Origin of the sequence: Hymenobacter sp. IS2118, assembly GCF_000715495.1 — a bacterium.
In the GTDB taxonomy this organism is placed as follows: Bacteria; Bacteroidota; Bacteroidia; order Cytophagales; family Hymenobacteraceae; genus Hymenobacter.
Map to the genome: position 1 here is coordinate 1 of NZ_JNLX01000034.1, position 20,951 is coordinate 20,951.

The window sequence follows — 20,951 nt, forward strand, 5'->3', positions numbered from 1 at the left end:
GGGAGTTCGATTATTCCGGCTCGCAGGCCCTCAAGGCGCTGAAGGAGGAAGGCATCCGCACCATCCTCATCAACCCCAACATTGCCACCGTGCAGACCTCCGACGGCATGGCCGACGACGTGTACTTCCTGCCCGTGACGCCCTACTTCGTGGAACGCGTCATACAAAAAGAGCGGCCCGATGGCATTCTGGTGGCCTTTGGTGGCCAAACGGCCCTGAACTGCGCCGTGGCCCTGTACCGCGCCGGCGTGTTCGAGCAGTACCACGTGCAGGTGCTGGGCACGCCCGTGCAGAGCATCATCGACACCGAGGACCGGGAGATTTTCAAGGTCAAGCTCGACCAGATTGGCGTGCTCTCGGCCCGCAGTGTGGCCTGCACCAGCATGGATGCCGCCCTGGCCGCCGGCGAAACCATCGGCTTCCCCATCATCGTGCGGGCCGCGTTTGCGCTGGGCGGGCTGGGCAGCGGCTTCGCCAATAATGCGGACGAGCTGCGGGCCGTGGTGCAGCAGGCCTTCACGACTTCCGACCAGGTGCTGGTGGAAGAATCGCTCAAGGGCTGGAAGGAAGTGGAGTACGAAGTGGTGCGCGACCAGTTTGATAACTGCATCACGGTCTGCAACATGGAGAACTTCGACCCCATCGGCATCCACACCGGCGAGAGCATCGTGGTGGCCCCTTCCCAGACCTTGAGCAACCGCGAGTACCACAAGCTGCGCACCATCGGCATCAAAACCATCCGGCACCTGGGTATCGTGGGCGAGTGCAACATTCAGTACGCCCTCGACCCCGCGTCCGAAGATTACCGCGTGATTGAGGTGAATGCCCGCCTCTCGCGCTCGTCGGCGCTGGCCTCGAAGGCGACTGGCTACCCGCTGGCCTTCGTAGCCGCCAAGCTGAGTTTGGGCTACTCGCTGGCCGAGCTGAAAAACAGCGTTACGCAGACCACAACGGCCTTTTTCGAGCCCGCCCTCGACTACGTGGTGGTGAAGCTGCCGCGCTGGGACCTGGGCAAATTCGCGGGTGTGAACCGCCAGATTGGCTCGGCCATGAAGAGCGTGGGCGAGGTGATGGCCATCGGAAAATCGTTCGAGGAAGCCATTCAGAAGGGCCTGCGAATGCTCGATACCGGCCGGCGCGGCTTCGTGGCCAACCGCCCCGATGCCCTGGCCCCCGAAACCCTCGACCAGCAGCTGAGCGAGCCCAACGAGGAGCGCATCTTCGCCATCAACCGGGCGTTTGAGGCCGGCTACTCGGTGACGCAGGTCCACGAGCTGACCCGGATTGACCACTGGTTTTTGCAGCGCCTGCATACCATTTTCGAGCTGGGCCAGCAACTGACCGCCGGCCGCGCCGGGGGCCTCGATGCGCTGGAAACCAAGCTGCTGCGCACGGTTAAGCAAGCGGGTTTTTCGGACCAGCAGCTTGCCGTACTGCTGCTGGGCGAGGGCGACGTGAAGGCCGACGAGCTGCGGGTGCGTGCCCGCCGCAAGGCCCTGGGCGTGCTGCCCGTAGTCAAGCAGATTGACACGCTGGCCGCCGAATTTCCGGCCAAAACCAACTACCTCTACCTCACCTACCACGGCACCGAAAACGACCTGGACCGCGAAACTGCGAAGTCGGTGGTGGTGCTGGGCTCGGGCGTGTACCGCATCGGCTCGTCGGTCGAATTCGACTGGTGCGGCGTACAGGCCGTGCAAACCGCCGCCGAGGAGGGCTACAAAACCATCCTCATCAACTACAACCCCGAAACCGTTTCGACCGACTACGACGTATCGGACCGGCTCTATTTCGAGGAGCTGAGCTTCGAGCGGGTAATGGATGTTCTGGATTTTGAGCAGCCCGGCGGCGTGATTCTGAGCACCGGCGGCCAGATTCCCAACAACATCGCCACCCGCCTCGAACAGGCGCAAGTGCCCATTCTGGGCACATCGGCGGCGCACATTGATGAGGCCGAGAACCGCCACAAGTTTAGCCGCATCATGGACGAGCTGGGCATTGCCCAGCCGCGCTGGAAGGAGCTGACCTCGCTGGAAGCCATGCACGAGTTCGTGCGGGAAGTGGGCTACCCGGTGCTCATTCGGCCTAGCTACGTGCTGTCGGGCGCGGCCATGAACGTGGTTTCCAACAACTTCGAGCTGGAAGAATTCCTGAAAGCCGCTAAAGAAGTGAGCGCCGAATACCCGGTGGTGGTGTCCGAATTCATGCAGGAAGCCAAGGAAATTGAGCTCGACGCGGTGGCCGACCGGGGCGAAATCGTGAGCTACGCCATTTCCGAGCACGTGGAATTTGCCGGCGTGCACTCCGGCGACGCCACCATGTACTACCCGCCCCAGCGGGTGTACGTGGGCACCATTCGCAAGCTCAAAATCATTGCCGAAAAAGTGGCCAAACGCTACGAAATCAGCGGCCCGTTCAACATCCAGTTCCTGGAAAAAAACGGGGCCATCAGCGTGATTGAGTGCAACCTGCGGGCCTCGCGCAGCTACCCCTTCGTGTCGAAAATCTCGGGCAACAACCTCATCAAAAAGGCCACCCAGGTGCTATTGGGCAAGAAAGTGGAGCGTGACGAAAGCGAGCGGGTCTACGACCTGCCCTTCGTGGGCGTGAAGGCCCCGCAGTTCTCCTTCACCCGCCTGCCCGGCGCCGACCCGGTGATGCGCGTCGACATGGTGAGCACCGGCGAAGTCGGCTGCCTGGGCGACACCGCCGAGGAAGCCCTGCTGAAATCGATGCTGAGCGTGGGCTACAAAATCCCCGAGAAAACGGTGCTCATTTCCGGCGGCCCCATCACGTCGAAAGTGGCGCTGCTCTCCGCCACCCAGCTGCTAGTGAAGCGCGGCTACCAGATTTACGCCACTCAGGGCACCCACCGCTTCTTCGCCGAAAACAACGTACCCAGCAGCCTGCTCTTCTGGCCCAGCGACCTGCAGGAACCCAACGTACTGACGTATATCAAGGAGAAGAAAATCGACCTGGTCATTAACATCCCCAAGAACCTGTCGAAAGGCGAGCTGGACAACGACTACAAAATCCGCCGCACGGCGGTAGATTCCGGCGTGCCGCTGCTGACGAACGCACGCTTGGCCAAGGCGTTCATCAAGGCCTTCTGCACGCTGGAGATGGCGGATTTGAAGATTAAGAGCTGGGGGGAGTATAAGGCCATGTAATATCGAACGTCATGCTGAGCGAAGTCGAAGCATCTCTACCCAGTTTTAGTATTGCGGTAGAGATGCTTCGACCTCGCTCAGCATGACGTTCTAATATTATCTGCTAGGCATAGCCCCTCCCCTAAGCATATGGCTCGATTCAGGCCACGCTGAACTCGCGCCAGTTCAGTGCCACCTTCTTTCCTCGGCGGCACCAATTTACTGCGGAGTCATTACAACAATTGACGCTAATTCAGCTTCAGCGCCTTTCTCAAAAATGTCTGGCCAATGCTTTTATAAAAACACCTGCATCGTTAAAGCATAAGTTCAAGACCGCTCGAGAGCCTACAATCACGTATAAGCTCAACTACATGTCAACTCCGACAATGACGCTGTAGCGCAGACGCGACGCTACTCTGCCGCGCAAGTCGTACTTTTTTGGCGCTATCTCACTCACCCACCTTATGAAAAACTTCACCTCCTTCGCCGATGCCGGCGATTACCGAGCCCTGTTGCAGCAAGCCTTCGAAATCAAGGCCAACCCCTACGGCTACAAGCACATCGGGCAGAATAAAACTGTTGGCCTCATCTTCTTCAACCCCAGCCTGCGCACCCGGCTCAGCTCCGTGAAAGCGGCCTACAACCTGGGCGCGCAAGCCTGGGTACTGAACGCCGGAGCCGACTCCTGGACCCTGGAAATGGCCGACGGCGCGGTGATGAACGGCAGCACCCAAGAGCACATCAAGGACGCCATTGCGGTGATGAGCGAGTACTGCGACGTGCTGGGCGTGCGCACCTTCCCCACCCTGCAGGACCGCGAGGCCGACTACAGCGAGGACGTCCTCAACAAAATACTGCAGTACGCCACCGTGCCCGTCATTAGCCTGGAAAGCGCCACCCTGCACCCCCTGCAATCCTTCGCCGACCTCATCACCGTGGCTGAAACCAAGCGGAAGGAGCGCGTGAAAGTGGTACTCACCTGGGCCCCGCACGTGCGCGCGCTGCCCCAGTGCGTGCCCAACTCGTTCTGCGACTGGTTCTCGGAAATCGACTGGATTGACTTCGTCATCACCCACCCCGAAGGCTACGAGCTGGACCCCAAATTCACGAAGGGCGCCCGCATCGAATACGACCAGCGCCGGGCCCTGGAAGGCGCCGACTACGTGCAGGCCAAAAACTGGAGCAGCTACCAGAACTACGGCCAAATCCTGACGCAGGACGCCGACTGGATGCTCACGCCCCTGCACATGGCCTACACCAACAAAGCCAGATTCATGCACTGCCTGCCCGTGCGCCGCAACGTGGAGGTGTCCGATGCCGTGCTCGACGGCCCCGACTCACTCATTATTCAGGAAGCCGGCAACCGCACTATCTCCATGCAAACCATACTGCACGAGCTGCTGAAGTAGCTGGTTGTCAATTGTACAATGCCAGGAAAAGGCCCCGCCGAGGATTATTCGGCGGGGCCTTTTCATTCTGGGCAGCATGCAAAACCCCGTGCCCGAAAACCAGCCGCAGCTGTGGCCACTTTTCCAAACGAAAAGCCCCAACCTGTTTCCAGATTGGGGCTTTTGCTGTGATCCCGCTGGGATTAATTCAACCAATATAAGCGATTAATTATCAGCCGTTCACGACCGTTTCATCAACGCAGTTCACCGCTGGGTTCACCAACAATTTGATTTCTTTTGGTATGCTTCAAATGGCGGGGCTTCTTCAAATTCGCTGGAATTCACCTGTGCTGCATTAGGCTGAGGTAGCGGCCCGCCAGGAACTGGGGAGTATTCGAACCCTGCTCTCTGCCCATTAGAATTGATGCTCTATGTCCGACGTATGTCCGAGGTATATGGGCTTCATCTTGGGGCGAAGTTAATTGATGAGGAACTGCTCTACGTCTTCGGGACGGAGCTTGGTGGCTTGGCAAAAGTCGTGAATAGTAATGAGGTCGCCGCGGGCTTTGCCGAGGCTGTATCGAATGCGGCTGAGCAGGGCGCGGGCGTGACGTTCACTCTTACCGGTGATGTTGCTGACGTCCTTGGAATAAATGCAGATGCGGCGCGGGATGACTGGCATAATGTGGCGGGTTGCGGAAAAGGTGACGGGTTGCGGTAGGCAAAGCCCCTGAGAGCTTGTAATCAGCGAAAATTACGGGGAAACTTCGATAAACCATTTCCCTAAAATCATCATGGCCAGACAAGACAGCATCATCAAACTGAACGGTACCATTGACGGTATCTCATTCTACAAATCGAAAGACGGGCACCTTGCCCGCAAGGCGGGCGGCGTGTCGGCCCAACGCATTGCTTCGGACCCTGCATTTGTGCGCACCCGCGAGAACGGCAGCGAGTTCGGGCGGGCCGGCTCGGCGGGCAAGGTGCTGCGCACGGCCCTGCGCGGGCTGCTTCAGAAGACGGCCGACTCGCGCGTATCAAGCCGGCTCACGGCTGAGATGGTGCGCGTCATCAAAGCTGATGAAACCAGCGACCGGGGCCTGCGCAACGTACTCGACGGCGAAGTCGAAATGCTGCAGGGCTTCGAGTTCAACGCCAGCGGCTTGCTTACGGGCACGTTGTTCGCACCTTACGAGGCGACCATTGACCGGGCCGGCGGGGCTCACGAAGTAGTCTTGTCGGGCTTCGTTCCAGGCTCGGCGGTGGCTGCGCCAGGTGGGGCTACCCACTGCAAAATCCTTGCGGCCGCGGCCAGCATTGATTTCGAGAACAACACCTGGGACGTTAAGCAGGCCGAAACGGCGTTTATGGTACTCGGGCCGCAGGACCAAGTTGCCCAGACGCTGGCTTTGCCCTTGCCGGCGGCTAGTACCCACCCCATCATGGTAGTGCTGGGCATCGAGTTCGTGCAGCAGGTGAACGGTAAGATGTACGACCTTAAGAATGGGGCGTACAACGCGCTGGCTATTGTGAAGGTGTTGGGACTTTAGCACCGTACAGAGGTACCAAAAAGCAATAGGCCAGCCGTTAAAAAACGGCTGGCCTATTGCTTTTTGGTACCATTGCTTATGCCTTCTTATCATGAGCCAATACTCACCTACTTGATTTATACGCTTGCCAAAGTACCATCACGAAATAACAGGAGCCAGCCACAAGACCTGAAAAGAGCAGGAAGTGAAAGCCGTCTTGAAGCTTAGAGAGAACAGCCAAGCCACCGGACAAACCAACCAAGCCAGCGCATAAAAACAGCGTCCAGGGAAAGGATATTTCTCGCCCCTGCGTATCGCGCCACAGCATTCGCCCCATCAACACCACACCAACGGCTGCGGCTGTAATGTAGGTACCTGTCAGGACATCTCGTAGGGGTTCAAGGATGGCTAGGCTTACCAGACCACCAGCAATGGCCAGTATGCCTAAGCTCACTAGTTTAAGCACAAGCACCTCAGAATGGACAAGTAAATTAAGAAAGAAGGAATACATCCCCCACCGGTGGGAGGAATTATTTGTTTGGTTTTTCAAGGCTTTATTCATCGTGAGTGGGAGCTGAAATTCTTTTGAATCAGCGATTTAAAGCAACTTTTTACAGCTAATGACTGATAGCTGCTACTTAAAGATTGCTACATCGACTCGAGGGCCCGAGCATATTTCTCGATATCAATTGCGGGTACAGTGCCTAGCTTTTGAAGCCTGGATAACAGCTTTAGAAAGAAGTAAATCAATGCTTCCTCGGGAGTGCTGATTTCCCGGATGTTGTCCGCATCCACATTGTAATGAATGTTGAAGCCTCCTTTATCCAGTACACATCCGATGTCAATGTGACTACGGAAGTCGAGACTGTCAATTGTGTTAATGAAAGGCTCCCCAAAAGCCTCGCTCCATGTAGAGTCTAAGCTTAGAATGCCGCCGATGATATTGAAATGCTCCCGTGGTTCCTGGATACAACCATCAGCGTGGTAAACAGGAGCATTAGTGCGGGTGAGCAGTCGAACTGATTTTATCTTCTCACCCGCGTATTCTAGTGTCTTCTTATCGAAATTTTGCTTGACTTCAAACACCGCATACACGCTTTCAGCTGGAATATGGTCCATGCCGTTTACGGTCCACACGAAAGGAGAATACTGCCGGTCATGAATTACTAAATCTATCTGCTGGCTCATGAAACCGTTGTGGTCTACCACGAATGCCTTACTGACACAATACCGTTTCGGCAGGTACTCCTGGAGCCAGGAGCGCCAGCTTTCTTCGGTCACGTCGCCCATTGAAGGGGCATGGGAAACGAGTTGACGGTTGGTGGTTAATTTAAGAGACATCTGCTTTTGCAGACTGTTGAAAGCGGCCTTCAGGTCAAAATGATTCATGCAGGGGACTGGCTGTAGTTGTGGAGCTTACCTTGGTGTTGAACGAAGAAGTGGGGCACCACTTGGTGGTGTTTGGTTTGGGCGATGAGCAGCAGCGGGGTACTGGCACGGACCTGAGGGTGGGCTGCCAGCCGGGCAATGGTGGCTTTATCCGTCGAGCTAGGCTGGGACGGACCATCCGGATGCGAGTGCCAGTCGCCGAGATATTGTAGCTGCTCCGGTAATGCTTGCAGCTGCCGGTTGATGCATGCTGGGTCAGGAGCGAACGAGGTAGGGGAATTCTTGAATTTAGTCGGAACAATAATTCGACTGACAACGGCGCAACTGCCATCTTCCGAATAGTTTCCCACCAGTACCCCCCCAAACTCTTTCGGGTGATGCAGCAAGGTCAATTGTTTAATTTGTTCCAGGCACTCGCCGGTGATAACGAGCTGCAGACCCAACTGATTTTGGGTATATTGCTGGTCGGCGCTAACCTGAATGCCACGGCCCGGCACATGGTGCAAGCTGAACGTGCGGAAGGGTTTTTTTTGACGGGCCATTTCGGCTAATTCACTAACAGCAAGTCCAACCATAGCTTCGATATTGGCGCCGGCAGCCCGGAACGTAGGATGCCAACACCCAGCCCCCTCGCGAAACTCCGGGGAGGCGGGTCGGCCGATATGCGCCAACAGCTGCTCGCGCCGCTCCTGCAGAGAGCATTTTTCGCCACCGGCCACCACAATCAGCTCTTCGGCTCCCTCCGTGACGGAAATGTGGATGACCTGGGTGGCTGGTACTGCGTGATGGAGCGTAGTGAGCACCTCATTGTTGGCGGAGCAGTCGAATATGAGGTCGTATTTATTCAGCCACGCGGTGATTTGCGCCCAGTTTTGGGCTCCGGGCGCAGTGTTCGGTACGCCGTCGTGTATTCGGACTGAGACGTAGGGAGAGAGGGCTTGCAGGTGCTGCTGCAGGGCCATGCTTTTGGGCGCACCGGCATCCCGAAACCGGTAGCGGCTGCGGCAAATATTACCTGATGCCACCACGTCGGATTCAGCAAAGTCGAGTTCCCGCTGGCCACCGCGTACCAAGGTTTCCGCCAGGCAGCTGCCTATTGCGCCAACGCCAACAACCAAAACCCGACGACCAACAAGCTCGTCCGGTAGTTGACCACGCCCAAAGAAGCGCGAGTAGGCGGCATTACTGGCTTCTCCCCACATCAGCTTTTGCCTGCCCAAAGCCTCAAACCGGTTTCGAACGGCTGAGGTCGATGCGTCCCGCCGAAGCAAGCTCAGAGGGATAAACAGCGTGTCCCACATTATTTCCTGACCGTCACTGCCCGGTATCGGGTAGCCGACGGCGAGCATGAATCGATTGCCTAAAGTGGTCGGTGACTGCCGGCGAAACCCATGTTCCAACCCTAGCTGGCGCAGCTGCGCGTAGAAGTCTTCCGGCAGAAAAGGCAGTAAGTCTTCCCACCGTTCGACGCGCAGCTTGCGCTGCATGACGGGCGCTTGACTGAGCAACGTCCACATTCCGGCGTAACGGGCCTGGTGAGCGTTTGCAGCCCACCGAGCTGCCACGTTGCCCAGGCCCGAACCAAGAAAAGTAGGGGCCTGCGTGGGCAAGTCGACCGCAGTATTGGCAGGACGAAGCAGGGAATACGAAAATGTACCGCTCTGCTGGGTAGCGAAACGGTCTGCATTGTAGTCCGCGGGCTCTTCATCGAAAAGGAGATGGCCACATTTGGCTCCGCGAATGGGAACGTACTCGTAGTGCTCATCGGGTTCCTCCTGCACGTAGTACCGCGTCAGCCAGCCGTGCAGCTGCCGCATTTCCTGCGCCAGGCGGATAGGCAGGTGGTTGATGATGGGAGTGGACAGGCAGAGAAACCCACCGTGCAGTGGGAGCTTGGCAACGCTTTGGTGCGCGTAGCCTACTATTTCCTTGGGCCAGAACAATAGTTCTCCCTGCGGGTAGGCTTCGGGCACGTGCACGGTGAAATGCACGGCCCCTTTGGCCGTTTCTACCCGGATGCCACCGACGTGCCGGGCTGGAGCCTCTTCGAATACGAAGGGCTCCAGCAAGGTCACGTTGGGTTCAGCGGCGAAGAACGTGTTGAAAAACCGTGTATCCGCACCGTTATCAACCATAGGTGGTAGCGGGATAAGTGGTCTGCTTTACGGCTGCGTTTTGTTCGTAGCGGTTGGATGCCTTTGCGGGTTCCCTATCCTTGGGCTTATCCTCGCAGGGAAACTTGGGATTGACCGGGAAATAGAATTTGAGCTTGTTGCTGTCCGCCTCAATCTGTTTCAGCGCCCTTTTCATTTCCTTGGCCAGCTTCTTTTTCTGACGGTCGGTGAGGCTGTTGGTGACGTTGTTGCCGGAGTTGCCCGGGTCAAGCAGGTTGATGGTTTCGATGTTGTCCCGGATGAACTCCATCGTAAGCTTCAGCCGGTCCCACCGGCCACTGGGTATGTTGGCTTCCCCCTTGTCGTCGAACGACTTGATGGTAAGCAACTCCAACAGAAAGGATTTCAGCTTGGTGAAGTGCTCAAATTTCCAGGCCTTCAATAGCTTGACGGTTTCGCGCTCTTTCTTTCGGCCCTTGATGTGGTCGATTTGCTTGGCGATGTTGGTTTTCATGCGGCCCGACGAATCCTCGTCGTTGAGGCACAAGTTCAAGTCGAAGCAACTCGGGTCATCGTCGCTGATGCGCCGGCCAGGGGTGATGTCAAAGTTGAGCACCTCGTCGTCGACCAGGAAGAACAGGCCGACCGATACTTTTTGGGCCCGAACGTCGGTCAGGTCGCCCACTTCATCGCTGAACTCGTCACTCTCGAGGTATTCCAATACGTCGTCGTACATCACCCGCAGGGTAGTGAAGGCGCTGCGCTTGAAGTTCACGCACAAGTCCATGTCGAACTTAATATTGATGGCCGTATGCTTGGCATAGGAGCCTGAATGCTGAATGCAGCGGATGTTGCTACCGAATTTGTTTTCCAGCGCGGTCTGCACCTTGTCGCGCTTTTTGCGGTAGCGGTCAGCTAAGCTTTGGTTGTCCTCAACCAGGTCTTCTTCTAAGTTGATGCCGTAGGAACGGTGCACGCAACCCAGGTAATCGTTTTTGTTTAAGTCCGCCATAACGGTTTTAATGGGCATGTAAGGGGTAGCCTCCTTCCGCAACAGGGCTGCAGAAGGTGGTAGCAGTAGCCCGGCACCACCACGTAAGTGGTGCCGGGCAGTGCAAAAAATGGGGTTAGCCTTTGCTGGCTTCCGGGTCGGGGCCGTAGCTGTTCTTTTCCCGGATTTGACCATTGCGGCCGTGAATCAGCAATTCAGTGCCGCGGCTGGTGGCCATTTGCCGGGCCACCTCGATGGCCTGGGCTTGGGTGGAAACAACGGTGGCCGCGCGGGATGCGCCAGCGGTTTTGACGGCCCAACCGGTGGAGCGGGGCACGACATGCAAGTTCTTGGCCATGGATAAGGGCTTCAAGAATGGGGCCCACAGAGGTAAACTCAGTGGTGGGCGATGCACCGGGCCAGACACAAGGGCACGCTGTTGCAGGGTAACAAACATCTGTTACCTTCGTGGCCTCGTATAATCTCACGGTAGGAGTGCGCGGCCGGGGGACCAATCCCGGCACCAGTAGTTCGGGCGCCAACCTTCTTTTACTGCATTTCTACCATGCCGGCTGCCACTGACCTGTGGCAGCCGGATTGTTTTATAAGGGGTTTGGTCGGCAAGGAATTATTTAGGGATGTTATGAAAAAACGCCTACGCTAAACGCAAGGCGTTCAGGTCGTAGGCGTAGGTTTGATAGCTGATGACGTTCTTCTGGGCCTCGTTGTCCTGCCAGGCTTTCTCTTCGTGGCTGAGGTCCTCAATTTCGCGGCGGGACTTGCGCCCCAAACGTTGCAGCACGACGGCCAGCACGTGACGTTCAGACTCGCTGAAGACATCCATGTTGGGCTTACGAGCTGCTTTATAGGCCAGCACCGGCGCGCCGTTGTCGGACTGCACCAGGCTGGGGTGAAAGCCAGCGGTAAGCTGCCCCCGCTGCACCATTTCCTGCAAACGCTGTCCGTATTCCTGCGGAACGGGGCCGTGCTGCACGGCACGGTAGCGCTGGCCGGTGATGGCCCGGGCAGTCAGGCGGTAGTGGTAGAAGTCGGAATAGAAGAGCAGCTTGAGCAGCCGCACTTTGAAGAGGTTGTCGAGGTAGTTGAAGAAGAACAGCACGAGCTCAGCGAACTTCTCGGCGTCGGGCGTAACGTAGCCGGTGTACTGGTCCGGCTCTTCGACTGCGGTAGGCGGCGTGCTGCGAATGAGAAAGCCACCAACCCGGTGCGATACCCCTTCCTGGTCGATTAGCTCCAGCAGACGGCCTACCAGCTTCAGGTATTCGTTGGGGCGCAACTCAGTGCGCTTTTCTTCCACCATTCCCCGGAACGTGCTGGGGTTGCTGGCCAGGCGCAACAGGTTGGCCGTGGAGGCACTGGGCACTTCGCCGTCTTCGTAGTGGCGGTACTGATTAGCGCCCAAACCCAGGAATAAGGACATACGGGCGGCGGTCAGATCGTACCGCTCGCGCATGGCCCGGATTTGCTCGGGAAACAGGATGCTGTGCTTTTCCCGGTGCTGGTTGTAGACCTGGGCAGTGTTGAGGTTAGCCAACTCGGGGGTGACGAACCGCTCGCCGGTGTCTTCGCACTCGTAAAAATGATAGGTATAATCGTAGGGCTCCTTGCGAAAAAGCTGGGTATCGGGCTCCCAGCGCAGGATGGCGTAGCCGTCGGAGAGGGGGCTTTCGATTCTAGGCTGAATCATCGGTGGGGGGCAAAGGGTGAGGCTTGCGCTTCAGCGGATAGGTGATGGAATGCTCGGCCAGGTGAAAGGAAATGCAGATAACCGAGCGACTGGGGCGTCCCAGATGCACTTTTATGTAGATTTCGTGGCCGCGAAGCTCCCGGCCGAACACCCAAACGGGCGGGTTGCCGGCCTGCTCGTTGGGCGTGGGGCCCTGGAAGTAGTTGGTGGGTTCCAACTCAAGCAGACAGCTGCGCACGTTGTCGCCGTTGATGCCGAGCTTGAGTAGGGTCTTAGAGCTGTTTTTGTCACGGTCGACGATGATGAAACCGAAGAACTTGAGCTTGTCCTTGAACTCGCGGAGGTATTCGGCGACCTCACGAAGCGGGGGAACTGCGCTGGGTATATTCAAAACTACGAACAATTACGCAAAGTTCAACTTATTAGTTGATGTTTTGCCAGGATACGGATACAGATGGATAAACCACTTTGGCGGCATGGGCGTTAATATGCGCCCGGCATCAGGCAGCGTAGGCGTTTTCTTCGACGAGGTGACGAACCAGACCGAGGGCGGCCAGGGTATCGAGCAGCGGCTGGACGCGGGCGGGGCCAGCACCGCGGAAACGCTGGGCCACTTGGGCAGCCGTGAGGGGCATCTCGGCCACGGTTATGGCCGTGCGAAGGGCCTGCATCTGCTGGGCGAGGTCCTGGGGCCAGGAGTTGAGGGCATCTGCCCCGTTATCGGGCAGCGCTGCCGCACCCGATGACTTGGCGGCTTTCTTGCCTTTGGCTTGGGCCGCCGCAATGGGTGCGGGCTCGGGCAGAACGAGGCCGGCCTGCACGGTTTCGGGGGCCTGGTAGGCGGGGCGGAGGTAGCGGATGTGGCCTGTCTGCTCTTCGCGGGCGCGCTGGTGGTTGAGGTGCACCAGGCGCTGGAGCAGCTCGGGAGCGGGTAGGTCGGCGGGCCAGCCGTAGGCTTCGGCGACGGCGGCATCGAGCTGCTGATGGAGGCTGAGCACCACGGCAGCCAGGCCGTGCCGGTGCACGACTTCTTCCTTGGCCGTGAGCGGCTGGCCGGCGCGCAGCTTTTCGACTATGTTGTAGAGGTCGGTGAGGGCCAGCGCAGGATGCAAGGCCTGTTGGCGCTTGCGGTGCGCATCCAGCGCCTCGGCCAGCACCCGGATATGCTCTTGCTGCTCTACCGTGGCTTCGGGGAAAGGAAATGGTTGGAAGCAGCGGGAGCTAGGGTAGACAGGTCTGTCTTCCAGCGTACTTCCAGAAGCCAGAGCCCATGTATTATGTACCTGACTTGATAATATCCCTAGATGATAGGCGTCATCTAGTGCGATGGCGACAATCTTATGGTCAGGAACTACTTCGGATTCTACAAATTGAAAAATGCGATGCTTAGCCGTTTCAACGGTGGCGATATATCGGCGCAGACCCACTGTAGCCGCACGTAAGCCTTTGCGGGTTTCGCCGAACTGCCACCAGATTTCCTTGAGCTTTTTGCGGTTGTTCTGGTCGCGGTCGGGCTTGACGTGGGTGTAGACGTGCTGGTACACGGCCGGACAGTCGCGGATGACGTCGGCTTCGGTCAGGCCAAACAAGTCAATCAGGTACACGCCCCGCGGCCGGGCGGTCAGGTCTTTGCCGTTGCGGTAGGGCCGGATGCGGGTGGTGAGGCCGGCCACCGTGCCCAGCCCCAGGGTGCGGGCCTGCGCCTCGGTCACGATGAAGCCCGCACCGGCCAGCATCATGCCGTTGCTGGAAACGCCTTCGTTGGCTTGCAGCGCTTTCACCCCGGCCACGTCGGCTCCCACCGTAAAGTCGGCGTTGATGACGCCTTCGCTTTCCACCAGCTCTACCATGTGGGCATCGTCTTCGTCGGTGACCGACTCGCGCACCACGGTGGCCAGCTTGCCCACGTGGGTACCGGCCCGGCCCACGCTCATGGCAATGCGCACGGCCGCGCCATTGGCGCTATCTACCCACGGGTGGTCGGCAATAGCGAACGTCAGCGACAGCGGCGGGGCGGCATCGAGGTGGCGCTGGATGAGGCGGCGGTTGAAGGTTTGGGTGATGGAGTTGGTGGTGATGAAGCCGAAGGACTCGGCTTGCCCTTGCCGCACGGTTTCGGCGGCCCGCTCCCACCAATACATCACCAGGTCGGCCGATTCGTCGACTTTGCCCTTGTACACGCTGCGCAGCGTATCCACATAGGTGTCGCCCAGGGCCCGGCGCATGGCTTTGTCGCCGACGAATGGCGGGTTGCCGATGATGAAATCAGCCGGGGGCCAGGCGGCGGGTTGGGCGTTAGTAAAGCCGGCTTCGTAGCTCAGCACGGCATCCTGCTGGCGGATATTTTGGTAGCTGTCGAGCAGGGGCTCGGCTAGCTGGGTGAGGCCGTGGGTGCGCAGGTGCCACTGCAGGTAGCCGATGCGCAGCACCACGTCGGCAATGGCGGCGGCACGCGGGTTCAGCTCCAGCCCCAGCAGCTGGCGGGGCGAGACGGTGGTGGCCCCGCCCAAATCGAGCAGGCCCGACTGGCCGAAGCGGTTGATGGCCGTGAGCACCTCTCCTTCGAGTCGCTTGAGGTGCTCAAGCGTGACGTAGAGAAAGTTGCCGGAGCCGCAGGCCGGGTCGAGAATCCGAACCGTGGTGAGGCGGGTGAGGAAACGCAGTAAGTCCTGGCGGGCGGCGCGCTCCCCGGCCGGGCCGGCGGTTTCTTCGAGGCGGCGGGCGCTGGCGGCCTGGGCGGCGGCCCACTCGCGGCGCAGGGGCTCGAGCACGGCGGGCAGCACCAGGCGCTCCACGTAGCGGCGCGGGGTGTAGTGCGCCCCGAGGCTGTGGCGCTCTTTGGGGTCGAGGGCGCGTTCGAGCAGGGTGCCGAAGATGGCGGGCTCCACCTCGGTCCAGTCGGCGGCAGCGGCGCGCAGCAACAGCTGAACTTGGGGCTCGGTGAGGGGCAGCGTGGTGGCATCGTGAAAGAGCTGGCCGTTGAAGCGGCGCAGGCGGGCCCGCAGGTCGCCGGAGAAGCCACCGGTGTCCATGGTGTGCCAGAGGCTTTGCAGGGCGTCGGGCAGCAGCTGGCGCAGCTCCGGCGTGCTGGCGTACTGCTGCAGCAAGCCGGTGAAGCTGGCGCGGGGAATCAGCTCCACGTCCTCGGCGAACATAGTGAAGAGGCAGCGCATCAGAAACTGGGCTACGGCCTCGGAGGCATGGCCGGCGGCTTCGAGCTGCTTGCTCAGCTCGGCCAGGTGGGCGGCGAGCTGGCGCGTAACCTGGGCCGCGCGGCGGCTGGGGTCAAGCTGCTGCGGGTCGGTGAAGAGCAGGGCCAAGCGCTGGCGCACCACCTCGTCTTCGAGGGCGCTGAGCGGGATGCGGAAGGCCTCGGTGCCACCGCCGGCGGGCGGCGCAGGCTTGTAGCCGGGAATGCCGGTGAGCAGGTCCAGAAACTGCGTGAAGCCTTCGGCGGTCCCGGCGAAGTTGGCGTACAGGTCGAAGCAGTAACCCACATCGGCCACGATGACGAAGGGCGGACGCGGCTCGGAGGCGGGCAAGGCCTGCACGTAGCGCAGAGCCTGGTTGCGGGCCTCGGTCATCATCTGGTCCCACTTGCGGGTGCCGCGGACGGCGTGGCCCCGGCGGCGGCGCTCCTGGGGTGCCTGGCCGAGCGCGGCCGCGTCGGCGGCATCGGCCCGTTGCTGGTCGTCGGGGGAGTTGGTGCCCTGCTTGGTTTCGAGCACGAAGCAGCCGCGCTTGTAGAGGTCGAGGCGGCCGGTGCTGCGCTTGGGGCCGTCCTGGAAAGTCACGGCGCGCTCGTAGACGTAGGCGTCCTGGGAAGCCAGCTCACCAGAGGGCTGGGGCGGCTCGACGCCGAGCAGGGCGCAGAGTTCGTGCAGGAAGGCTTGGTAGTTGGCGCGCTCAGCGCCGCCGCTGCGCAGCCAGCGGGCAGCAAAATCAGAATAAGTCACAGGTAGAAAGCTACTTTGCCTCGCCGCTTTCTCCGGACGGGAGGAGAAGACGATAAGACCGAAAGAATAAGATGGGAATCGGGCAGCTAAAGTACAAGAACGTGGCGCAGGCAGCAACGAATAACGCGGCAGTTATGCTTTTTGCGAGCAAGGCTGCTGAGGTGTTACGTCTCCCAACCTAACGCTTCAGACGAGCTACTAAAGCTGTAGTAGATGTGAGTAAAGCGGTGGTTTAGCAGCGTGGGCAACTCGCTGTGGTGCATGGGAAGATATCACCAGTACATTTTCAACCGCATTACTCGCAAGCCTGCACCAGCGCTGACACGCTGAGAGTGGCCGTGGCAGCGGTAGTGGAATTGTTGTTGTTGACGCAGAAAAACAGCCGGTGCGTGGCTTCCTTGATTTTGATTTCGCGGGTTTCCTGGGTGATGTTTCGGCTTATTTTATAACAGACTTCCGGACGGGATATACTGCCTTTAGTATCCATAAATTCCTTGGCAGCTTCAAGGTCGTCGGTGATATACCAGTGGCACTTGGTGCTGGTGGCCGGTGCCGGACTGGTGTTTTGCTTGGTGAGGGCACTGGAGCCGGCAGACAGCAGTGCGGTGGCACCAAGAGCCGGATTGGATATGGCAGCGACAAGGGCTAGTCCGGTAGCCCACGAAACGGGCGGTTCACCGTCGTCACGGATATCGAGCTTGTATACAATACCCACGGTGTTAATGGGCAAATCAACAGTAAAGACCTTGCGGCTGCTGCCGTCGTTGTAGTAGGAATGAAGTTTTGCCTTGCTCAGGGCCAGCGCGTCTTGGTAAGCAAAGGCACATTTTATCTCCCGACCGTCCTCGTGCCACTGCCGAAAGTCGGGTTGCTGCTGACCGCTGACATAGGTACCGCGAAAATTCAATTTGCCGTCTTCGTACCAGCCGGTGCACAGCCCTTGGGGTACGTCGGGAGATTCACTGAGCAGCTTGCCTTCGAACTGTTTTTTCCAGGACGGAAAGAAGTAGTCGCGCACGGTACCACTGGGCTTACCTTCAGGGGTATGGCGGGCGACGCGGACGAATTTACGGTCTTCGGGTACCTCGGTCCGGTCCCAGTCTTGGTCGAAATAAACTGTATCGGGAGGCGAAAGTACAGCAGCAGGTTTAGGCCGTTGCGCCAGTAACGAGGTTGGAAAAACAGCGACAAGAATAGCTAGGCGTAGATATTTTACCATGAAGGGTAGTTGAAAATTTACCGCAAGATGCAATCAAGCCACCTCATTCGATAAGGTTTATTGCTAATAAACCAGGATTTGGCTAGCGACTAAACGTGCTTTGGCCTGCGTGGCCTGAACGCAAACCTGGTGGGGGCCGGGGGCGGCGGAAAGGAGCAACGAAGTGCGACCCGCCGGCTGTGGCCCCGTGCGTCAGCACACCGCTTCCGGCGCGCCCCGACCAAAAACGCCCCGCTCGTGCTGCCGGCGGGGCGTTCTGATATCAGGCAGCTAGGGCGTACTGCTGCACCAGTGGCAGCGGCGAAGCTTGGCGGGTGGCATAGCGACGTAATAAGGTTGAATACTTGCGGCGGCCCTGCTCGATGAAGCCGGGGGCGGCAGTGGCATCGAATACCCAAATCTGGTGCGGGTTGCGTTTTTGTACGCCGATGATGAGAAAGCGAGTAGCCTGTAGCGCGTCGAGGTAAAGGGCAGCCTGGCGGTCGTAGTCGTACTGCTCGGCGCTGGCCAGGAAGTGCGGCAGGTCGGGGCAGCTGGTGGTTTTGAAGTCAATGAGGGTGCGGGTGCGGCCGGCGGGGCTGATTACGAGTAGGTCGGGGCGGACCTTTACTGCTACTCCGGTATCAACGTGAATGGCGGTATGGGTCAGCTCGGCGGTACCCCGGTAGAGCAAGTCGCGGCAGTAGCGGTGACGGCGCACCTGGCGGGCCAGGGCTTCAAGTTGGGCCCACGGGCAGCGGTCGGTGGTGCGGGCGTAGGTGCGCGGCTCCAGGGTGGCGGCGTGGAAGGCGGAACCGTAGGCCAGCGCGTCGGGGTTGGGGCGGCGCAGCTGGCCCATTAGCTCGGCTTTGAGATTGGAGAGGTCGGTATTACTGACCTGGGACAGGGCGCGGTGCTGGACCTGGGTTAGGTTGGGGTGTTGGGCAAGGCTGAAAAACATGGGGCAATGAAGAATTGGGAATGAGGAATTAGGGTGTCGGCAAGGGCCGCCCGCTCCGGTGTGGGGCGGGCGGCCGGGCGCGGTACTAGGCGGCAATGGCCAGGGCTTCGGCCTCGTCTTCGGCGGGAGCTTCATCGGCAGCGGGCACGGTGTAGCCGTGCTGGATGCGCATATCGGCTTTGCCGGTATGGGTTTCGGCGCGCCAGATGGGGAAGTCGCGGGCGAAGTCGCGGCGGGCGGCTACCTCGGCCGCGTCGGCTGCCACGTAGCTAAACTGTGCGATGTAGTAGGTAGCCGTTTTACCATCTTTCGTGGTCTGTTTCTTCTCGGCCGTGACGGTGACGCGCACATCGGCTAGGGTGAGGTCGTCGTAAAACAGCGGCTCAATGAGGCGGTAGAGGTTTTCGACGCTGTAGCCGTGGAACAGCACAGCGCAGACCGCGCCCTTTTCATCGGCAAAAAACAGCTCGGCCCACAGCTTGCGGCCCATGTTCAAAATATCATCCTGAAACACGCGCCAGGCCAGCGGCACAAAGGAGATAGAAGCGCCGAGCGGCACGGTGCCGTTGATGTTGAACTGGCCGGCTTTGGCATCGAAGCGCACCTGGCGGGGGTGGCCGGGCAGGTAGCGGAACGCGGGTACCTGGGCGACTTCGCCGGTGGCTTCATCGAGTTTGTCGAGTAGGTAGGCCGGACGCGGCGCGGCGGCCACAATGGACATAACAGGGGCGGGAGCAACGGCCTGGACGGTGGCTGCGGTGGTGGTTTTGGGGGCTTTGGTGGCGGTTGACATACTGGTAACTGGTTGGAATTGGAAAAAGCGGGGCCTGTTGGCGGCCGGCCCCTGCGCCGTATTGGGCTATTTGAATTGCTTATCGTGGCACAGAATGGCACGGCCCACGATGGCATCGACGCCGCGCGCGGCTGCCCGGAGGGTCCCCTGGTGCTGGTGCCAGACGTAGGTGGCCAGCAGGTTGAGGTAGGCCGGATTGCGGAACTTACCCTCGTCGTCGATAATGAGAATCAGGTCGTTGGTGACGCGCACCACATCGACTAGCTGGCAGTCGAGTAGCTCGTACAACTCGGCCAGCTTAAAGCTTTTACCGTTGCGGGGGCTTACCGGCTGCGGTGTGGCGTTGTGCGGGTCAAGCAATTGAGGCTGGTAGGTAACAGCGGTTTGGGGCATGGATAAGGCTCTTTAATGGAGCCGCCCGAAGGGGCGGCCCTTGGTGAAAGAATCAGTGGCGGGCGGCTAACAGCAAGCCCAATGGGGTGGTACCGGCCAGCGACGGACGCGGCGCGGGTGCCGGACGGGTGGCGGCGCGGTGCGCAAACCATGCGGTGAGGTGAATGGCGCGGGCAGATTCCAGCGCCTGCCACCACGGGCCGGCGGTGCTGCACTCCTCGAAAGGGGCGGCCAGCCAGGCGGCGCGGGCGGCGGCTAGCGCGGCCGTGGCAACCTGCAATGCGGCGGCGGTGGGCGGCAAGGCCGCCCCCACCTGAACGATGGGAGCGGCGACACTAACCACGAGCCAGGGCAACCGGGCAACCGGCGTATTCATCCTCGGCCTTCAACACCTCCCACAGGGCTACAAAGGCGTAGCCGGGGGCAAAAGCCCGCAGGGCCCTAAAGGCCAGGCGCAACGCCTGAAAGGGACAAGAAGCGGAGCCAGCGAACCCGCCGGCGGGCTGGCACTCTGGCCGGCTGGCCAGGCTGAGCATGACGTGCCAGGTGGTGCCGCCCTTGCCATAGGTAGCGGCGGACTGCGAAACATAGATGCCCGAAAATGAGCAGAGGGCGGGGCCTTTCCAGGCGGTAGCAGCGAGCTGCAAAAGTTGGTTGGGTTGCATGGCTGTAAGTGTTAGCCGTGGGTGCCCCGTGCCGTAGGCCTCCGGGTAGGGCGGATAGTCGGGCCTCTCCCGACTTGATACTCAAAGATACAAACTATGGCTACTAAATACAAGCAATAGTTTGTAAATAATGCCTTGTTTTGCAAATTATTTCTACGTAACTTTAGGGTATGGAAAATGATAAAAAGGTGGTGGCGGTGGTAGGCAGCCGGGGCGTGAAAAGCTGCGCCGCGCTGCTGGCACGGCTGGCGGAACTGAACCCGGCAGAGGTGGTGAGCGGTGGTGCGGCCGGCGTGGATGCGCTGGCGGCCACCTGGGCCAGAGCCCACCGGGTGCCGCTAACGGAGCTGCGGCCGGACTATGCTACCAACGGCCCCACGGCCGCGCCCCACGTGCGCAACGCCGAAATAGTGCGCCGGGCCACCCTGGTGCTGGTGGTGTGGGACGGGCGCAGCAAGGGCACCCTAAGCGCCCTGAAAGCCGCCCGCCGCCTGGGCCGCCGCTGCGAGCTGCTGCCACTGGACTAGCAACCCGAACGCCGGGCGGCACCGGGCACCGGCCCTGAACAAGCCCTAAATAACCTTGGCCAGGGGGTTGGGGGGCCGGCCTTGAGGCCCCCGATAGAACCTCCGCGAAGCGGGCCTTGTGAGGGAGTAGCGGCCGACCAACGGGAGGCGGCGGAGCCCGAGGAAGATGACCGGGCGTTAGCCGGGGCAT

General features: G+C 59.7%; 19 protein-coding genes. 4 read left to right on the forward strand and 15 right to left on the reverse strand.

Features of this window, described 5'->3' with window-relative positions; translation table 11 throughout:
- Both carB and GM79_RS01840 read left to right on the forward strand, forming a co-directional pair.
- Positions 1-3,170, forward strand: a 3,170-nt coding sequence (gene carB, locus GM79_RS01835; protein ID WP_035558315.1) for a carbamoyl-phosphate synthase (glutamine-hydrolyzing) large subunit, incomplete at its 5' end; no start/stop codon positions are given.
- 443 nt (positions 3,171-3,613) lie between these two features.
- Positions 3,614-4,558 carry an N-acetylornithine carbamoyltransferase gene (locus tag GM79_RS01840; RefSeq protein WP_035558318.1) on the forward strand — a complete coding sequence of 315 codons (945 nt, stop codon included), beginning with the start codon at positions 3,614-3,616 and terminating at the stop codon, positions 4,556-4,558.
- 457 nt (positions 4,559-5,015) lie between these two features.
- On the opposite strand, the gene GM79_RS01845 is transcribed toward GM79_RS01840, so the two are convergent.
- Complete coding sequence (locus tag GM79_RS01845; protein ID WP_035558321.1) at positions 5,016-5,219, reverse strand: hypothetical protein; 204 nt, start codon at positions 5,217-5,219, stop codon at positions 5,016-5,018.
- A gap of 112 nt (positions 5,220-5,331) precedes the next feature.
- Between GM79_RS01845 and GM79_RS01850 the strand changes: the two genes are divergently transcribed.
- The gene (locus GM79_RS01850) at positions 5,332-6,087 is read left to right on the forward strand and encodes a hypothetical protein (RefSeq protein WP_035558323.1); all 756 of its coding nucleotides are present in this window, start codon (positions 5,332-5,334) and stop codon (positions 6,085-6,087) included.
- Positions 6,088-6,190: 103 nt separating this feature from the next.
- Here GM79_RS01850 and GM79_RS01855 read toward each other — a convergent pair whose 3' ends face one another.
- From GM79_RS01855 to GM79_RS01920, 14 genes are all read right to left on the reverse strand, one after another.
- Positions 6,191-6,628 (reverse strand): hypothetical protein, encoded by a 438-nt coding sequence (locus GM79_RS01855; protein ID WP_035558326.1) that lies wholly within the window; start codon positions 6,626-6,628, stop codon positions 6,191-6,193.
- An 86-nt stretch (positions 6,629-6,714) separates the two neighbouring features.
- Complete coding sequence (locus GM79_RS01860; RefSeq protein WP_035558331.1) at positions 6,715-7,455, reverse strand: DUF6602 domain-containing protein; 741 nt, start codon at positions 7,453-7,455, stop codon at positions 6,715-6,717.
- Entirely contained in the window at positions 7,452-9,590 is a 2,139-nt protein-coding gene (locus GM79_RS01865) for a ThiF family adenylyltransferase (protein ID WP_035558334.1), read from the reverse strand. Before GM79_RS01865 ends, GM79_RS01860 begins: the two co-directional genes overlap by 4 nt.
- Positions 9,583-10,545, reverse strand: a complete 963-nt coding sequence (locus tag GM79_RS01870; RefSeq protein ID WP_161787098.1) for a nucleotidyltransferase — start codon at positions 10,543-10,545, stop codon at positions 9,583-9,585. The genes GM79_RS01865 and GM79_RS01870 overlap by 8 nt, the downstream gene beginning before the upstream one ends.
- A gap of 151 nt (positions 10,546-10,696) precedes the next feature.
- The gene (locus tag GM79_RS01875; RefSeq protein ID WP_035558336.1) at positions 10,697-10,918 is read right to left on the reverse strand and encodes a DUF2188 domain-containing protein; all 222 of its coding nucleotides are present in this window, start codon (positions 10,916-10,918) and stop codon (positions 10,697-10,699) included.
- A 297-nt stretch (positions 10,919-11,215) separates the two neighbouring features.
- A complete protein-coding gene (locus GM79_RS01880) occupies positions 11,216-12,268 on the reverse strand; it encodes a type II TA system antitoxin MqsA family protein (protein WP_035558338.1) in 1,053 nt (350 codons plus the stop codon).
- Complete coding sequence (locus tag GM79_RS01885; protein ID WP_161787099.1) at positions 12,255-12,659, reverse strand: type II toxin-antitoxin system MqsR family toxin; 405 nt, start codon at positions 12,657-12,659, stop codon at positions 12,255-12,257. The genes GM79_RS01880 and GM79_RS01885 overlap by 14 nt, the downstream gene beginning before the upstream one ends.
- Positions 12,660-12,768: 109 nt before the next feature.
- On the reverse strand, positions 12,769-16,224 hold the full coding sequence (locus tag GM79_RS01890) for a DNA methyltransferase (protein WP_035558341.1): 3,456 nt from the start codon (positions 16,222-16,224) through the stop codon (positions 12,769-12,771).
- Positions 16,225-16,519: 295 nt separating this feature from the next.
- Positions 16,520-17,443 (reverse strand): toxin-antitoxin system YwqK family antitoxin, encoded by a 924-nt coding sequence (locus GM79_RS01895; RefSeq protein WP_152559779.1) that lies wholly within the window; start codon positions 17,441-17,443, stop codon positions 16,520-16,522.
- Positions 17,444-17,705: 262 nt separating this feature from the next.
- Positions 17,706-18,383: a PD-(D/E)XK nuclease-like domain-containing protein gene (locus GM79_RS22630; RefSeq protein WP_051718378.1), complete on the reverse strand. Its 678-nt coding sequence runs from the start codon at positions 18,381-18,383 to the stop codon at positions 17,706-17,708.
- 85 nt (positions 18,384-18,468) lie between these two features.
- Complete coding sequence (locus tag GM79_RS01905; RefSeq protein ID WP_035558346.1) at positions 18,469-19,176, reverse strand: hypothetical protein; 708 nt, start codon at positions 19,174-19,176, stop codon at positions 18,469-18,471.
- A gap of 66 nt (positions 19,177-19,242) precedes the next feature.
- Positions 19,243-19,569 (reverse strand): hypothetical protein, encoded by a 327-nt coding sequence (locus GM79_RS01910; RefSeq protein ID WP_035558349.1) that lies wholly within the window; start codon positions 19,567-19,569, stop codon positions 19,243-19,245.
- Positions 19,570-19,621: 52 nt separating this feature from the next.
- Positions 19,622-19,912 (reverse strand): hypothetical protein, encoded by a 291-nt coding sequence (locus GM79_RS01915; RefSeq protein ID WP_152559780.1) that lies wholly within the window; start codon positions 19,910-19,912, stop codon positions 19,622-19,624.
- The gene (locus GM79_RS01920; protein ID WP_152559781.1) at positions 19,905-20,234 is read right to left on the reverse strand and encodes a hypothetical protein; all 330 of its coding nucleotides are present in this window, start codon (positions 20,232-20,234) and stop codon (positions 19,905-19,907) included. Before GM79_RS01920 ends, GM79_RS01915 begins: the two co-directional genes overlap by 8 nt.
- A gap of 170 nt (positions 20,235-20,404) precedes the next feature.
- Here GM79_RS01920 and GM79_RS01925 point away from each other — a divergent pair, with 170 nt between their 5' ends.
- Positions 20,405-20,761, forward strand: coding sequence for an SLOG family protein (locus tag GM79_RS01925; RefSeq protein WP_051718379.1), 357 nt, complete (start codon positions 20,405-20,407; stop codon positions 20,759-20,761).
- Positions 20,762-20,951: the final 190 nt, after the last annotated feature.

What these genes read in the sequence shown, in the direction of transcription:
- GM79_RS22630 (WP_051718378.1), bottom strand. Translation starts at nt 18,383, where the DNA reads ATGTTTTTCAGCCTTGCCCAACACCCCAACCTAACCCAGGTCCAGCAC.
- GM79_RS01850 (WP_035558323.1), top strand. Translation starts at nt 5,332, where the DNA reads ATGGCCAGACAAGACAGCATCATCAAACTGAACGGTACCATTGACGGT.
- GM79_RS01865 (WP_035558334.1), bottom strand. Translation starts at nt 9,590, where the DNA reads ATGGTTGATAACGGTGCGGATACACGGTTTTTCAACACGTTCTTCGCC.
- GM79_RS01905 (WP_035558346.1), bottom strand. Translation starts at nt 19,176, where the DNA reads ATGTCAACCGCCACCAAAGCCCCCAAAACCACCACCGCAGCCACCGTC.
- GM79_RS01855 (WP_035558326.1), bottom strand. Translation starts at nt 6,628, where the DNA reads ATGAATAAAGCCTTGAAAAACCAAACAAATAATTCCTCCCACCGGTGG.
- GM79_RS01920 (WP_152559781.1), bottom strand. Translation starts at nt 20,234, where the DNA reads ATGCAACCCAACCAACTTTTGCAGCTCGCTGCTACCGCCTGGAAAGGC.
- GM79_RS01925 (WP_051718379.1), top strand. Translation starts at nt 20,405, where the DNA reads ATGGAAAATGATAAAAAGGTGGTGGCGGTGGTAGGCAGCCGGGGCGTG.
- GM79_RS01880 (WP_035558338.1), bottom strand. Translation starts at nt 12,268, where the DNA reads ATGATTCAGCCTAGAATCGAAAGCCCCCTCTCCGACGGCTACGCCATC.
- GM79_RS01895 (WP_152559779.1), bottom strand. Translation starts at nt 17,443, where the DNA reads ATGGTAAAATATCTACGCCTAGCTATTCTTGTCGCTGTTTTTCCAACC.
- GM79_RS01845 (WP_035558321.1), bottom strand. Translation starts at nt 5,219, where the DNA reads ATGCCAGTCATCCCGCGCCGCATCTGCATTTATTCCAAGGACGTCAGC.
- GM79_RS01840 (WP_035558318.1), top strand. Translation starts at nt 3,614, where the DNA reads ATGAAAAACTTCACCTCCTTCGCCGATGCCGGCGATTACCGAGCCCTG.
- GM79_RS01910 (WP_035558349.1), bottom strand. Translation starts at nt 19,569, where the DNA reads ATGCCCCAAACCGCTGTTACCTACCAGCCTCAATTGCTTGACCCGCAC.
- GM79_RS01875 (WP_035558336.1), bottom strand. Translation starts at nt 10,918, where the DNA reads ATGGCCAAGAACTTGCATGTCGTGCCCCGCTCCACCGGTTGGGCCGTC.
- GM79_RS01860 (WP_035558331.1), bottom strand. Translation starts at nt 7,455, where the DNA reads ATGAATCATTTTGACCTGAAGGCCGCTTTCAACAGTCTGCAAAAGCAG.